At 55.0% G+C, this 14,429-nt stretch carries 15 protein-coding genes; 1 reads left to right on the top strand and 14 read right to left on the bottom strand.

Annotation, left to right across the window (positions count from 1 at the left end):
- Nucleotides 1-164: 164 nt before the first annotated feature.
- From ycfP to hinT, 6 genes are read right to left on the bottom strand one after another with little or no spacing between them, the layout of a single operon-like run.
- Nucleotides 165-707, bottom strand: a complete 543-nt coding sequence (gene ycfP / locus OGY07_RS05725; protein ID WP_042283688.1) for an alpha/beta hydrolase YcfP — start codon at nucleotides 705-707, stop codon at nucleotides 165-167.
- Nucleotides 708-728: 21 nt separating this feature from the next.
- Complete coding sequence (gene nagZ, locus OGY07_RS05720; protein WP_042283690.1) at nucleotides 729-1,754, bottom strand: beta-N-acetylhexosaminidase; 1,026 nt, start codon at nucleotides 1,752-1,754, stop codon at nucleotides 729-731.
- A 10-nt stretch (nucleotides 1,755-1,764) separates the two neighbouring features.
- Nucleotides 1,765-2,589 carry a thiamine kinase gene (gene thiK, locus OGY07_RS05715; protein WP_286599226.1) on the bottom strand — a complete coding sequence of 275 codons (825 nt, stop codon included), beginning with the start codon at nucleotides 2,587-2,589 and terminating at the stop codon, nucleotides 1,765-1,767.
- Complete coding sequence (gene lpoB, locus OGY07_RS05710) at nucleotides 2,570-3,214, bottom strand: penicillin-binding protein activator LpoB (RefSeq protein ID WP_286599224.1); 645 nt, start codon at nucleotides 3,212-3,214, stop codon at nucleotides 2,570-2,572. Before lpoB ends, thiK begins: the two co-directional genes overlap by 20 nt.
- A 10-nt stretch (nucleotides 3,215-3,224) precedes the next feature.
- Nucleotides 3,225-3,599 (bottom strand): YcfL family putative periplasmic lipoprotein, encoded by a 375-nt coding sequence (locus tag OGY07_RS05705; protein ID WP_042283698.1) that lies wholly within the window; start codon nucleotides 3,597-3,599, stop codon nucleotides 3,225-3,227.
- Between the two features lie 2 nt (nucleotides 3,600-3,601).
- A complete protein-coding gene (hinT, locus tag OGY07_RS05700) occupies nucleotides 3,602-3,961 on the bottom strand; it encodes a purine nucleoside phosphoramidase (protein ID WP_042283701.1) in 360 nt (119 codons plus the stop codon).
- A gap of 348 nt (nucleotides 3,962-4,309) precedes the next feature.
- Between hinT and fhuE the strand changes: the two genes are divergently transcribed.
- Complete coding sequence (gene fhuE / locus OGY07_RS05695; RefSeq protein ID WP_181823056.1) at nucleotides 4,310-6,505, top strand: ferric-rhodotorulic acid/ferric-coprogen receptor FhuE; 2,196 nt, start codon at nucleotides 4,310-4,312, stop codon at nucleotides 6,503-6,505.
- 98 nt (nucleotides 6,506-6,603) lie between these two features.
- Here the strand turns inward: fhuE and ptsG are convergent, their stop codons facing one another.
- The 8 genes from ptsG to acpP form a co-directional block, all read right to left on the bottom strand.
- Complete coding sequence (gene ptsG, locus OGY07_RS05690; RefSeq protein ID WP_042283707.1) at nucleotides 6,604-8,037, bottom strand: PTS glucose transporter subunit IIBC; 1,434 nt, start codon at nucleotides 8,035-8,037, stop codon at nucleotides 6,604-6,606.
- Nucleotides 8,038-8,330: 293 nt separating this feature from the next.
- Entirely contained in the window at nucleotides 8,331-9,128 is a 798-nt protein-coding gene (locus OGY07_RS05685) for a metal-dependent hydrolase (RefSeq protein ID WP_060571342.1), read from the bottom strand.
- A 10-nt stretch (nucleotides 9,129-9,138) separates the two neighbouring features.
- The gene (holB, locus tag OGY07_RS05680) at nucleotides 9,139-10,143 is read right to left on the bottom strand and encodes a DNA polymerase III subunit delta' (protein WP_286599219.1); all 1,005 of its coding nucleotides are present in this window, start codon (nucleotides 10,141-10,143) and stop codon (nucleotides 9,139-9,141) included.
- Nucleotides 10,140-10,781 carry a dTMP kinase gene (gene tmk, locus OGY07_RS05675; protein WP_042283713.1) on the bottom strand — a complete coding sequence of 214 codons (642 nt, stop codon included), beginning with the start codon at nucleotides 10,779-10,781 and terminating at the stop codon, nucleotides 10,140-10,142. Before tmk ends, holB begins: the two co-directional genes overlap by 4 nt.
- Complete coding sequence (gene yceG / locus OGY07_RS05670) at nucleotides 10,771-11,793, bottom strand: cell division protein YceG (protein ID WP_286599216.1); 1,023 nt, start codon at nucleotides 11,791-11,793, stop codon at nucleotides 10,771-10,773. The genes tmk and yceG overlap by 11 nt, the downstream gene beginning before the upstream one ends.
- Before the next feature lie 2 nt (nucleotides 11,794-11,795).
- Entirely contained in the window at nucleotides 11,796-12,605 is an 810-nt protein-coding gene (gene pabC / locus OGY07_RS05665) for an aminodeoxychorismate lyase (RefSeq protein WP_211935646.1), read from the bottom strand.
- A gap of 116 nt (nucleotides 12,606-12,721) precedes the next feature.
- Nucleotides 12,722-13,963, bottom strand: coding sequence for a beta-ketoacyl-ACP synthase II (gene fabF, locus OGY07_RS05660; RefSeq protein WP_042283721.1), 1,242 nt, complete (start codon nucleotides 13,961-13,963; stop codon nucleotides 12,722-12,724).
- 85 nt (nucleotides 13,964-14,048) lie between these two features.
- The gene (gene acpP, locus OGY07_RS05655) at nucleotides 14,049-14,285 is read right to left on the bottom strand and encodes an acyl carrier protein (RefSeq protein WP_000103754.1); all 237 of its coding nucleotides are present in this window, start codon (nucleotides 14,283-14,285) and stop codon (nucleotides 14,049-14,051) included.
- Nucleotides 14,286-14,429: the final 144 nt, after the last annotated feature.

Raw genomic sequence — 14,429 nt, 5'->3', positions numbered from 1 at the left:
AATGTTCTTCGAGAGTGAGAATAACACATGCGGTGCATTGGTCATACCAAAATTGATGTGCATCAAGTTTTGATGCTGAAAAGATAGACACCTTCTGCCATTTCGCCAAAAAAAAACCAGCCCGAAGGCTGGCGGTCAGGACGCGCATACGCAGTGGTTGACGGTCAACCCAGCGTTTTGAACGCTTTGATTCGCTGCAGATGGGGTGAAATATTCTTGAACTTATGCGTCTGTTCTTCATCCCATACAATTTCGTAAAAATGGTGCAGTTCTTCAGAAGAGCGCTGACTGTCAAGCGCTTCGTCATGACGGGAAAGAATCACCAGGCAGCGGTCGCGGTTCTTTTCACGGAAGTTCGTCACGCATTTGGTGGCGATATCGGCGTATTCTTCCGGGCGGTCGATTTTGCCTTCCATGTTCTCATACGGGAACAGGTTCGGATTAAACACCACCTGACGGATGTCGCACAGAAAGCCGATGCGCTCGGCCCAGTAGCCTCCCAGACCCACACCGCAAATCAGCGGACGATCGTCAACGTTAAGCTGCAACATTTTGTCCACTTCCTTCAGCAGATGTTGCATGTCATGTTTCGGATGCCGCGTGCTGTAGCTGATCAGCCTGACGTCCGGGTCGATAAACTGCAACTGCAACACTTTTTCGTGGTTACCCGGGCTGTTAGAGTCAAAACCGTGTAAATAGATAATCATCGCACCCTCACCAAACTTGCGTTAATGACCTGCTTTTTCTTCCTGCCAGCGTTCGTGTAACTGGTTGAGCTGCGCGCTGACCTGTTTCCAGCGTGCCGAGTCCATCAGTTCCTGACGAGAAAATGAACCTTTATGATACAAACGTGTAACACGTTCTGCTTTGATCGGCGACAGATTATCCAGCACGCTGACCGCACCTTTACGATTATTGCAGACCAGGATCATATCGCAACCTGCATCCAGCGACGCCTGGCCGCGCTCGGCATAGCTGCCCATGATCGCCGCCCCTTCCATCGAGAGATCGTCGGAGAAAATCACCCCGTCAAAACCCAGCTCCTGACGCAGGACCGTTTTCAGCCAGTGCGACGAGCCGCTTGCCGGACGCGGATCAACCTCGCTGTAAATCACATGCGCAGGCATAATCGCATCAAGTTTGTTGTCGGTAATCAGCGAACGGAACACGGACATATCTTTAGCGCGAATTTCCGCTTCCGGGCGCGGATCGGTCGGCGTCTCTTTATGCGAATCGGCGGTCACCGCGCCGTGACCCGGAAAATGTTTACCGGTGGTTTTCATGCCCGCGGCATGCATCCCGTCGATAAAGCGCGTCGCCATCGCCAGCGCTTTTGCCGGATCGGCATGATAGGATCGCTCGCCAATCGCGGCGCTGATATGCCCGACATCAAGTACCGGCGCAAAACTGATGTCGATATCCATTGCTATCATTTCGCTGGCCATCAGCCAGCCTGCGTCTTCCGCCAGTTTGCCGCCCTCTTCCATCCCGTGTAGCGCGGCAAAAGACTGAGCGGCAGGCAGTCGGGTAAAGCCTTCGCGAAAGCGCTGTACGCGGCCGCCTTCCTGGTCCACCGCCACCACCAGATGATTGCGCGACGCCGCGCGGATCTGGCGCACCAGTTCGCGCAGCTGCGCCGGATCGTGATAATTACGCGTGAAGAGGATCAAACCACCGACCAGCGGATGGGCCAAAATTTCCCGTTCTTCCGCATCCAGTTCAAACCCTTCGACATCCAACATAACTGGACCCACACTGCTCTCCTTAATCCTTCGTTAAAAGCTGCCGCCAGGTTGCGTCGGCCAGCCCGATAAAGTGTTGTTCGCCGGTCTGTCGCCAGCGGTATTCATACCATCCAGCCTTCAGCATCTGTACCCACGGATCCCAGCGTCGGACCTGCTGCCACAGGCTTTCCGGCGACATATTGCCGCGCACCGCATAGTCGTTCACCAGTTGCCGGCGCCGGGCCACATCGTCCACCCACACCGCCGCCAGCTCAAGCGCGATATCGCCGTCCCCGGCGTACTCCCAGTCGATTAACTTCAGCCCCGACTCAGTGTGTACGATGTTTCCGGCGTGGACATCCATGTGCAGTGGCGCCAGACGCAGCGGTTGTGGCTCCCCTTGCTGACGCAAACGTTTTAACCGCCTCAGCCAGCGCGGCGTTCTGCGTGACGGATCGCTGCCTCGCCAGTACTGTTCAAGCAGCGGCAGAAGGTGAATACGCCAACCGAAGCGCGGCTGCTGATGCAGATAATACAGCAAGCCCGCGAGATCGTCGGTATCCGGCAATTGCGATCTTACCTCGCCGCGCAGATAGTCCACCGCCATCCAGCCGGGAATATACAGACGCGGCTTCGGCGCAAGACGTTCAGGTAGGCGATTAAGCGCACGGTACTGGCGCAAAAATGGGTATCCGCGCGCATCGGGATCGTGATGGCGGCGAAGCACCAGACGCGTTTCGGCGCTGGCCAGGATAACGCTCCCGCCGCTGAGACCGGTCTGACCGTCAGCAACGGGGCGATAATGCGGAAAGAAGCGCGACAAGACCTCGTCGCGCGACAGCGCGTTATTGTTGCTGAACGGCACCTTTACCTGACCAGATTATCTCGCCAGTTTGTACCAGCATTAATTGCATTTGCAGCGATGGCGCATTGACGTTGCCGGCGGCGCTGGAATACAGCACATAGTGCGCGCCAACGTTGCGGGCAATACCAATGGCTTTACTACGCGTTCCCAGGCTGTCCTGCGGAGAAAGGCCTAACTGCTGTTTCGCCATCGACAACTGCTGGGCGGAGACCAGCGTAAATTTGCCGTTGTTAGCCAGCGCGTTGCGCAGGGTTTCCGTGGCGTCGCTCGCGTTCAACGACCCGTTTGTCCGGTTGTTGACGCTGTCCACCAGCAGCACGCTGCCCGAGGTTACGCCATCGGCCTGCAGCATTTTAGCCACCATCGGCTGCATGGCGCCATTCCAGTCGTAGTGACGAACGCGGGGCGCAGGCGCCGCCGTCTGATCTTTATGCTCAATTGGACCAGGCTGACCCGGTATTTCCGGCACAGAAGGTACGACAGGCGCAGGCTGCTGAGGCTGCGCGGGCTGCTCCGGCACCGGTTTGACTTCTTCCACTGGCGCAGGCTCACGCTGCGCCACACAGCCGGAAAGCACTATCGCCAGCCCGACTAACAGTGCATAGCGACTCAATTTACTCTTCAAGATTCACCCCTTACAAAAAAAGATAAAGTCTGACTTTGTGCGCCCCCAGATAATTGGCGCTGCCATAGAGCGTGACCGACGAACGCGCCGGAACTGTCACGCTGCGTGGCGCTTCCAGAGGATGCATTTCTAATCCTCTGGCGTCATACCAGTAAAAACGATAATGAACGGTAACGGGCTCTTGCCTTTCGTTGTACAGCACTGAGGACGCGGAAGGCTGAAGATCAGAGGTCCTCAACGACGGCGGCTGCGCCGTGATCCCCGCAGCCAGCAGCGTTGATTCCATCACCAGAGACTGCTCGTCGCTGACCGGTATTTCAGGATGCGAACGACACCCCGCCAGCAGCAGCAGTCCCAGCGAAAGCGCAAGGCATCCTTTTTTCATCATTACAGCCCTTTATGCGCAAGCATAGGCCCCAGCGCGCGGCCCCCCAGCAGGTGCATGTGGATGTGATACACCTCCTGGCCGCCGTGACGGTTAGTATTCATAATCAAGCGATAGCCATCTTCTGCGATGCCTTCCTGCGCAGCAATTTTCGCCGCTACGGTGATCATCCGTCCCAGCGCCTGTTCATGCTCGGCAGTGACATCATTGACCGTCGGGATCAGAATATTGGGGATAATCAGGATGTGGGTGGGCGCCTGCGGTGAGATATCCCGGAATGCGGTAACCAGTTCATCCTGGTAAACAATGTCTGACGGGATTTCACGACGAATAATTTTGCTGAATATAGTTTCTTCTGCCACGACGTTTTCCTTTTCTTAAAATTGCCATGCGTGATGCCATGCTACGCTGAGCCACACTGCCAGTATAGAGTATGATCGACTTAAAGCCGCTCTTTCAACCTTAAGCCACGATTTCTTAAGCAAAAAACGCGCATCGCCGTACAGGTTCTCTGCTTTCCCCTCCCCGCGACGTCTAAAAGTTCTGAAACAAGATTTCAGAAAGCCTGTAACCTCTGTTTACACAGTGAATATGAATGCGTATATTTCTCATTTGCATTTTCATGCGCAATGATAAGCCAGACAATAAAAAAGGGTTCATCGCCGCCCCGCGCAGCCTGAATCACTATCTTCACTATTAAGGGTTTTCTCATGTCTTTCATCACACACCGCAGGGACGAACAGCGCCAACCTGCCGCAACCCCATCGTTGCTGGCAGCCTGTATCGCAGTGGCAATGATGCCCTCCGCAAGTTTCGCAGCTTCCGTTACCGAAGATACCGTCATTGTGGACGGTTCCGTCCCGGACATTTCTGATGCCAGCGATGAACACGATTACAGCGTAAAAACCACCAACGCCGCCACGAAAATGGCAATGACGCAGCGCGATATTCCGCAATCGGTAAGCATCGTCAGCCAGCAGCGTATGGAAGACCAACAACTGCACACTCTCGGTGACGTGATGGATAACACGCTGGGAATTAGCCGAAGCCAGGCGGATTCAGACCGCAGCAGCTATTATTCGCGCGGGTTTGAGATCGACAATTATATGGTCGACGGTATTCCTACGTACTTTGAATCGCGCTGGAATCTCGGTGACGCGTTGTCCGACACCGCGCTTTTTGAACGCGTGGAAGTGGTACGCGGCGCCAACGGTCTGATGACAGGAACCGGCAACCCGTCGGCCTCCATCAATATGATCCGCAAGCATGCCACCCGTCGGGAGTTTACGGGAGATGTTTCTGCGGAATACGGCAGCTGGAATAAACAGCGTTACGTGATGGATCTGCAAAGTCCGCTTACGGATGACGGAAATGTTCGCGCGCGCGTCGTGGCCGGTTATCAAAATAATGACTCATGGCTGGATCGCTACAATAGCGAAAAAACCTTCTTCTCCGGTATTCTCGACGCGGATTTGGGCGAGAGCACCAGCCTGGCGGCAGGTTATGAATATCAAAAAATCGATGTGAACAGCCCGACATGGGGCGGCCTGCCGCGCTGGAACACCGACGGCAGCAAAAACAGCTATGATCGCGCCCGTAGCACAGCGCCGGACTGGGCTTACAACGATAAAGAGATCAACAAGGTTTTCGTCACACTCAAGCAGCGCTTTGCCGATACCTGGCAGGCAACAATGAATGCCACTCACTCTGAAGTGAAATTCGACAGTAAGACAATGTATATCGATGCGTTAGTCAATAAAGCCGACGGTACGCTGGTTGGCCCTTACGCCAGCTATGGCCCCGGTTTTGACTACGTAGGCGGTACCGGCTGGAACAGCGGTAAGCGTAAGGTCGACGCGGTGGATCTGTTTGCCGACGGCGGCTACGACCTGTTTGGTCGTCAGCATAACCTGATGTTCGGTGGTAGCTACAGTAAGCAAAATAACCGCTATTTCAGCTCGTGGGCGAATGTTTTCCCGGACGAAATTGGCAATTTCGCTGACTTCGACGGCCATTTCCCACAAACTCAATGGACGCCGCAGTCGCTGGCCCAGGATGACACCACGCATATGAAGTCGTTGTATGCCGCGACCCGTGTTTCTCTGGCTGACCCGCTGCATTTGATCCTCGGCGCGCGCTACACTAACTGGCGTATCGACACCCTGACCTACAGCATGGAGAAAAACCATACCACGCCGTATGCCGGTCTGGTTTATGACATCAACGATAACTGGTCCACCTATGCCAGCTATACATCGATCTTCCAGCCGCAGAACAAGCGCGACAGCTCGGGTAAATACCTTTCCCCCATCACCGGAAATAACTATGAGGTGGGCCTGAAATCTGACTGGATGAATAGCCGTCTGACCACCACCCTGTCTCTGTTCCGCATCGAGCAGGACAACCTTGCTCAGTCCACCGGTTCACCTATCGCCGGGAGCAACGGAGAGACCGCGTATAAAGCCGCGAACGGCACCGTCAGCAAAGGGGTCGAATTTGAGATCAACGGCGCGATCACCGATAACTGGCAGATGACCTTTGGCGCAACGCGCTACCTCGCTGACGATAACGAAGGCAATGCGGTGAATCCATATCTGCCGCGCACGTCGGTCAAACTGTTCACCCGTTATCGCCTGCCGGCGATGCCAGAACTGACCGTTGGCGGCGGCGTTAACTGGCAGAACCGCGTCTACAGCGATACCGTCACGCCATACGGCACTTTCCGCGCGGAACAGGGCAGCTACGCGCTGGTGGATCTTTTCACCCGCTACCAGGTGACCAAAAACTTTTCGTTGCAGGGTAACGTGAACAATCTGTTTGATAAAACCTACGACACCAACATCGAAGGGTCTATCGTGTACGGCGAACCGCGTAACGTGAGCATCACCGCCACGTATCAGTTCTGATATAGCTGCCGGACCCTGTTCGGCTTTTCATACGCACCGATCAGGATGTAAAAAAGGCAGCCATGCGGCTGCCTTAGTTCTCCCCAACGTCTTACTGCTTAGCTGTTACGGATATATTCATCCATTTCCGTTTTCAGGTTATCGGATTTTGTACCGAAAATCGCCTGAACGCCAGAACCCGCAACAACCACGCCTGCCGCACCCAGTTTCTTCAGGCCAGCCTGATCCACTTTCGCGACGTCAGCCACGCTGACACGCAGACGGGTAATACACGCGTCCAGGTTGGTGATGTTTTCTTTACCACCAAATGCCGCCACCAGTGCCGGAGCCATTTCGCTGGTCGCGCCCGCTTTCGCGTCGTCAGTGCTGTCTTCACGACCCGGAGTTTTCAGGTCCAGCGCCTTGATCAGAACGCGGAAGACGGTGTAGTAAACGATCGCATAACCTGCGCCGACAATCGGGAACAGCCACAGTTTGCTGCTGTTACCGGACAGGACGATAAAGTCGATCAGACCGTGCGAGAAGGAAGTACCGTCACGCATACCCAGCAGGATACAGATTGGGAACGCCAGACCGGCCAGGATCGCATGGATAATGTACAGGATCGGCGCAACGAACATGAAGGAGAACTCGATCGGCTCGGTGATACCGGTCAGAAACGAGGTCAGCGCTGCGGAGATCATGATACCGCCCACTTTCGCGCGGTTTTCCGGTTTTGCCGAGTGCCAGATGGCGATAGCCGCCGCCGGCAGACCATACATTTTGAACAGGAAGCCGCCGGACAGTTTGCCCGCCGTCGGGTCGCCCGCCATATAGCGAGGAATGTCGCCGTGGAAGACCTGACCTGCCGCGTTGGTGTATTCGCCGATCTGCATCTGGAAAGGAACGTTCCAGATATGGTGCAGACCAAACGGCACCAGGCAACGCTCAATGAAGCCGTAGATACCGAACGCCACAACCGGGTTCTGGTAAGCCGCCCACTGCGAGAACGTCTGGATAGCCGTACCGATAGGCGGCCAGATAAAGGAGAGGATCACGCCGGTAAAGATTGCCGCCAGGCCGGAGATGATCGGCACAAAGCGCTTACCAGCAAAGAAGCCAAGATACTCAGGCAGCTTGATGCGGTAGAAACGGTTGAACATGTACGCCGCAATCGCACCGGAGATAATCCCCCCGAGAACACCGGTATCCGCAAGGTGTTTTGCTGCGATCTCTTCAGCCGGTAAATGCAGAACCAGCGGCGCAACCACGGCCATGGTTTTCACCATGATGCCATAGGCAACCACCGCCGCCAGAGCGGACACGCCGTCGTTGTTGGTAAAACCAAGCGCGACACCGATAGCGAAAATAAGCGGCATGTTTGCAAAAACAGAACCGCCTGCTTCTGCCATGACATGCGAGACAACGGCTGGCAGCCAGCTGAAGTTTGCGGAACCGACGCCCAGCAGGATACCTGCGATAGGCAATACGGATACCGGCAGCATCAGCGATTTACCGACCTTTTGCAGGTTAGCAAATGCATTCTTAAACATAATTAGGAGTGCTCCTGAGTATTGGTGTTTTTCTACGTTTTCACGCATTAGCAAGGGGGGAGAGCCTCGCCGTGGACAGGGCATCTAAGCGCCCTTTATTTATTACACAGAGTAAAATAAATCAGCTTATTTTTGTTTGACGACCATCACGTTTCAACTCCGCCCGATGCCATAAGTTGCACATTTTGACAAAAATCGTTTCATAATGTGTCAAGCTGTTCATTCACCGCCCAGTTTGTGGCGGTGAACTTTACTCGCTTTGCTGATTAATTACGAGCTTTAAAAAAACTCGCTTAAGAGGCGGATTGCAGGCGGGACGCGTCGATATGGAACAGGCGGGCAAAGTTATCGGTGGTGATTTGCGCCAGTTCTTCAACGGCAACACCCTTCAATACGGCCATGTATTCCGCAACATCACGTACCATTGCCGGCTGGTTCTCTTTGCCACGGTGCGGAACCGGAGCGAGATAAGGAGAATCCGTCTCCACCAACAGGCGATCCAACGGCACGTAGCGTGCGGCATCGCGTAACTGCTCGGCGTTACGGAAGGTCACAATACCGGAAAAGGAGATATAAAAGCCTAAATCCAGTAATTTACCCGCCGTTTCTCTGTCTTCAGTAAAACAGTGTAGTACGCCACCGCAATCCGTCACCTTTTCATTACGCAGAATCGCCAGCGTGTCGGCGCGGGCGTCACGAGTGTGCACAATCACCGGTTTGTTCAGCTCACGGCCAATCTGAATATGATGAATAAATGACGCCTGCTGACGAACCTTCGTTTCGGGGGTGTAATAATAGTCCAGCCCGGTTTCCCCCATCGCCACAACGCCCTCTTCTGCCGCCAGTCGCCGCAGTTCTTCCACTTCGAACGGCTCATCCTGGTTAAGCGGATGTACGCCGCAGGAGAACACCACGTTATCGCGCTCACCCACCAGCTCGCGCATCGCGCGGTAGCCTGGCAGCGTGGTCGCCACCGCCAGACAGAACTTCACATCGCGTGCGGCGGCTTTCGTCAGCACATCGTCCACGTCCTTATGCAGAGATTGATAATCCAGGCCATCAAGATGGCAGTGCGAGTCGACTAAAAACATAATGTCTCTCTTAAAGATGGGAAACTGGCAACACGGCGCCAGGTTGCAGGTAATGCTCAATTTGTAAAAGGAGATCGGTTAAGACCAGTTCACGGTTTATTGCCGTCACACTGAGCAACTGTTCACGGCAATGGCAGACGGCGCTCAGGATCGCCTGGATCCGGTTTGTAGACAATTGCCCGGCAAGCATTGCCACCAGCTCTCCGGCATCCGCATTGGTTAACCATGTCGCCCCATGCTGGCGCTTCAGCGCATCCATCAGCAGGGTCGCCAGCCAGTGTAGTCTCGCGGGCGCATGCTCATGATTCAACACCGGCAGCAAGCTGTACCAGTCACCGCCGGGCACGCTGCCTGAAAGCGACTGGCACAGCGCTTCGCGTTGCGCCCAACCGTCGGATTGCAGTAACGCCATCGCCGCGCCCGGCGAGCCTGCGCTCAGGCGCAGCGCGGTCAACAGCGACGTTTGTGACACCGTCACTTCGCGCGCGAGCCACGTGATCGCATAGTTTTCCGCAGGTGGCGCAAGGTGATGCAAACGACAGCGGCTGCGCAACGTCGCCAGAAGACGCGCAGGCTCCCGCGTAGCGAGAAAGAACCACGTTTGCTCAGGCGGTTCCTCCAGGGTTTTAAGCAAGGCGTTCGCCGCGGCATCGGTCAACAGCGCCGCGTCGGGGATCCACACCACTTTCGCCCCGCCAAGACGCGCCCGCTCGTAGAGTTTCTCCCCCACTTCGCGAACCGCGTCGATGCCCAGCACGTTTTTCCCTTTTTCCGGAAACAGGGAATAATAGTCCGGATGCGTGCCCGCCTGCATCAGCTGGCAGCCGCGGCAGTGGCCGCAGCTTTTATGACCGTCCGGCTGCTGACAGAGCAGAAATCGGCTGAGCGCGTAGATCAGGGCATCATCGCCCATTCCCGGCAGTGCCTGGATCAGTAGCGCATGGTGACCCCGTCCTTCCTGATAGCTTGCTACCAGTTTTTCAAAGTCCGGTCGTAACCATGGATACCATTTCATGCGCCCTGCTCCTTCACCCACCCGGTCACAGTGGTACGAATAGCATTCATTACAACGTCCAGCGGCTGCGTCGCATCAATCGTGCGAATGCTTGCATCCTGGGCCGCCAACTCCAGATAGCGGGCGCGGGTGCGATTAAAAAAGTCAAAAGACTCCTGCTCAATACGGTCCAGCTCGCCGCGCGCGCGCGCGCGTTTCAGCCCAACTTCAGGCGTAACATCCAGATAAAGCGTCAAATCCGGCCGGAAATCGCCGAGTACTGCGTCACGCAGTGTGGCAAGCATCTGCTGATCGATACCGCGTCCGCCGCCCTGGTACGCCTGGGTGGAAAGATCGTGACGGTCGCCAATCACCCACGTCCCCTTTGCCAGCGCGGGTTTGATGACCGTTTCCACAAGCTGGACGCGCGCTGCATAAAACATCAGCACTTCGGCTTTATCGGTGATGATCTCATCGCCGACAGATTTGATGTCCAGCACCAGACTGCGCAGTTTTTCCGCCAGTTGCGTGCCGCCCGGCTCGCGGGTAAAAACCATGTCGCGGATGCCGAGCTGTTCGAGCGTCTCAACCACGATATTTCTCGCGGTCGTTTTACCGGCGCCTTCCAGCCCCTCGATGACGATATACTTACTGCGCATTTTTTTCCTTAAGCACTTTCAGGTAGTCCTGCACAGACCGGTTATGGCTGGCAAGATTGGTATTAAACGTATGGCCCCCTTTGCCGTCGGCGACAAAATAGAGATACGGCGTTTTGGCCGGATGCGCCGCCGCCTTCAGCGAGGCTTCGCCCGGCATGGCGATCGGTCCCGGCGGCAGCCCGGTGATGGTATAGGTGTTATAGGCCGTCGGGGTTTCCAGATCTGCACGTGAGATCTTGCCATTATAGCGCTCACCCATCCCGTAAATCACCGTAGGATCGGTCTGCAGTCGCATTCCGACGCGCAGTCGGTTGATAAATACCGACGCAACCTGATCGCGTTCGCTGGCAACCGCCGTCTCTTTTTCGATGATCGAGGCCATGGTGACCAGTTGATTCTGATCTTTATACGGTAACCCCTCCGCGCGGCCTTCCCAAACCTCATTAACCACTTTCACCATTTTTTGACGCGCGCGCTTAAGCAAGGCCACATCGGTTGTGTTGGCGGTGTACATCCAGGTATCAGGCCAGAACCAGCCTTCGAGACCGTCGGTTTCTTTCAGTTCGAGCGCCTTTGCCACGCTCGCGTAGCTATCGTCGGTCAGGGTATGCTTGACGTAAGGCGCATCGCGCAGCTGTTTGAGATAGTCGCTAAGCCGCATCCCTTCCACAAAGCGCAGCGGAAATTGTGCCTCTTTTCCGCTTTCCAGCAGTTGCAGCATCTCCCGCACGGTCATTCCTGGCGTTAAGCGATACGTGCCCGCTTTGAAGTGCGAAAGCGCCGGTTCAACGCGCAGCAGCCACTGAAATACCCGGGGACGGTTCACAACCCGGTCGGCATACAGTTGCTCACCGAGCGCCAGACGACCCGTTCCCGGTTTGAGGGTAAAAATGGTTTCTTCTTTAATCAGGATCTTGCTGTCCGCCAGTTGGCGAACCTTCCACATTCCCACTCCCCCAGCAATGCCTAATACCACACCCAATAAGAGGACAGCGTATAACAATTTTTTCATGACTAATTCGGATACTCACACAGTGGGGCCAGGAATTCATAGAGCGCGCGTGAAGAGAGCGGCACAGCGTCAAAAGCGCAGACAGGAATAACCGGCATCAGCGCGTTACAAACCACGATTTCGTCAGCGCGGCGGACATCTTCTTCACGGGCACTGGTTTCGACAACCCGAAAAGACGATTGTGCCAGCTGCTGCAAACAGAATTGTCGCATTATGCCGTTGACACCTGCCAGATCGAGACGCGGTGTATAGACCACATTGTCTTTTCGCCAGAACACATTAGCCGCACAGCATTCCGTAACCCAACCTTCGCTGTCAAGAACCAGCGCCTCATCCGCCTCCGTCTGCTCAAGATGAGAACGAATCAGGACCTGTTCAAGACGGTTAAGATGTTTGATCCCGGCAAGCAGCGGGTTGCGACCAAGACGAACCGGGCTGAGGGTTAGCGTGATTCCTCGATTTCGCCAGTCATCGAAATGCGTCGGATACGGCGAAACGGACAGAATTCGGGTAGGCTGCGAGCAGTTTGCCGCGCTGTAGCCTCGACCGCCGCTGCCGCGGCTGATGATCACCTTCAGCACGCCACGTGAATGCCCCATGGCAAGCGTGTTCATTTCACGCTCAAGCTCATCCCAGAACTCAAAGGCGATCAGCAGTTTATTACAGGCATCCTGCAAACGCCGGAGATGCGCAGCCAGATGGCAAAGCTGACCGTCTAAAATACGTACGGTAGTAAAGCAGCCATCGCCAAACTGTATTGCGCGATCGCTTGCAGTAAGCGATTCCTGTTCACGACCATTTATCAAGAACATAGTGGCTCCTCATCGGTGGCCCGTTAGTGTGGCAGGATGACGAGTGCAGGACAAGGGAAGAAAACGCAATAAAAAAGGCCCGACGAGCGGACCTTTAAGCAACAACGGACAGGCGGTTAGATCTTTTTGAAGATCAAAGAACCGTTCGTGCCGCCAAAACCGAAGGAGTTACACAGCGCATACTCCATTCCACTGACCTGACGCGCTTCGTGCGGAACGAAGTCCAGATCGCAACCCTCATCCGGATTATCCAGGTTAATGGTTGGCGGAACAGCCTGATCGCGCAGCGCCAGGATGGAGTAGATGGATTCTACCGCGCCTGCCGCACCCAACAAGTGACCGGTCATGGATTTGGTAGAGCTGACCATCACGCGGCTTGCCGCTTCGCCAAAGACAGACTTAACCGCCTGCGCTTCAGCTTTATCGCCTGCCGGGGTAGAGGTCCCGTGCGCGTTGACATAGCCAATCTGGCCCGGTTCAATCGCCGCATCACGCAGTGCGTTGACCATCGCCAACGCCGCGCCTGCGCCATTTTCCGGCGGCGACGTCATATGGTATGCATCGCTGCTCATCCCGAAGCCAACGACTTCAGCATAAATTTTCGCGCCGCGTTTTTTCGCATGTTCATACTCTTCGAGTACAACCATCCCGGCACCGTCGCCGAGCACAAAACCGTCACGCTCTTTATCCCACGGGCGGCTTGCCGCTTGCGGGTTGTCGTTACGTGTGGACAACGCACGCGCTGCGCCAAAGCCCCCCACGCCCAACGGCGTACTGGCTTTTTCAGCACCGCCCGCAACCATCGCGTCCGCGTCGCCGTAAGCAATGATACGTGCGGCATGACCGATGTTGTGTACGCCTGAGGTACAGGCGGTTGCGATAGAAATGCTTGGCCCACGCAGGCCATACATGATGGTCAGGTGGCCTGCCACCATGTTAACAATCGTCGACGGAACGAAGAATGGGCTGATCTTACGCGGTCCACCGTTCACCAGAGAACTGTGGTTTTCCTCAATCAGACCGAGACCACCGATACCGGAACCAATAGCGGCGCCAATACGGGTTGCGTTCTCTTCCGTTACTTCAAGGCCAGAATCCTGCATGGCCTGGACGCCAGCGACAATTCCATATTGAATGAAGGCATCCATCTTGCGCTGTTCTTTACGCGAGATGATGTCATCACAGTTAAAATCCTTTACTAAGCCAGCAAATTTCGTTGCATAGGCGCTAGTATCGAAATGGTCGATCAGGCTGATGCCACTCTGACCGGCAAGGAGAGCTTTCCAGGTAGACTCTACGGTATTGCCGACAGGAGACAACATGCCCAGTCCGGTCACAACTACACGACGCTTAGACACGGTTGTCCTCCAGGGAGGGAAAAAAATTCTAGTGGGACAAAAAGATAAAACTCAGGCGGTCGAATGACCGCCTGGAGATGTTCACTTACGCCTGGTGGCCGTTGATGTAATCAATGGCAGCCTGAACGGTGGTGATTTTCTCAGCTTCTTCGTCCGGAATCTCAGTATCAAACTCTTCTTCCAGAGCCATTACCAGCTCAACGGTGTCAAGAGAATCTGCGCCCAGGTCTTCAACGAAAGAAGCATTGTTGGTAACTTCTTCCTGCTTAACGCCCAGCTGTTCGCCGATAATTTTCTTAACGCGTTCTTCGATAGTGCTCATACTCTTAAATTTCCTATCAAAACTCGCTTTCGCGATGGTTTTCGTAGTGTATAAAATGTTGAAAAATTTGCAACTAAATCCCGGCAGGTCTTACCACGATTTTACGCTATTTTGCGGCTTTTCACCCAAATAACGCAAATATTT

It is taken from the genome of Citrobacter sp. Cs237, assembly GCF_030332325.1.
GTDB classification, from domain to species: Bacteria; Pseudomonadota; Gammaproteobacteria; order Enterobacterales; family Enterobacteriaceae; genus Citrobacter_A; species Citrobacter_A sedlakii.
This window is presented reverse-complemented; position numbering and strand designations above follow the sequence as displayed.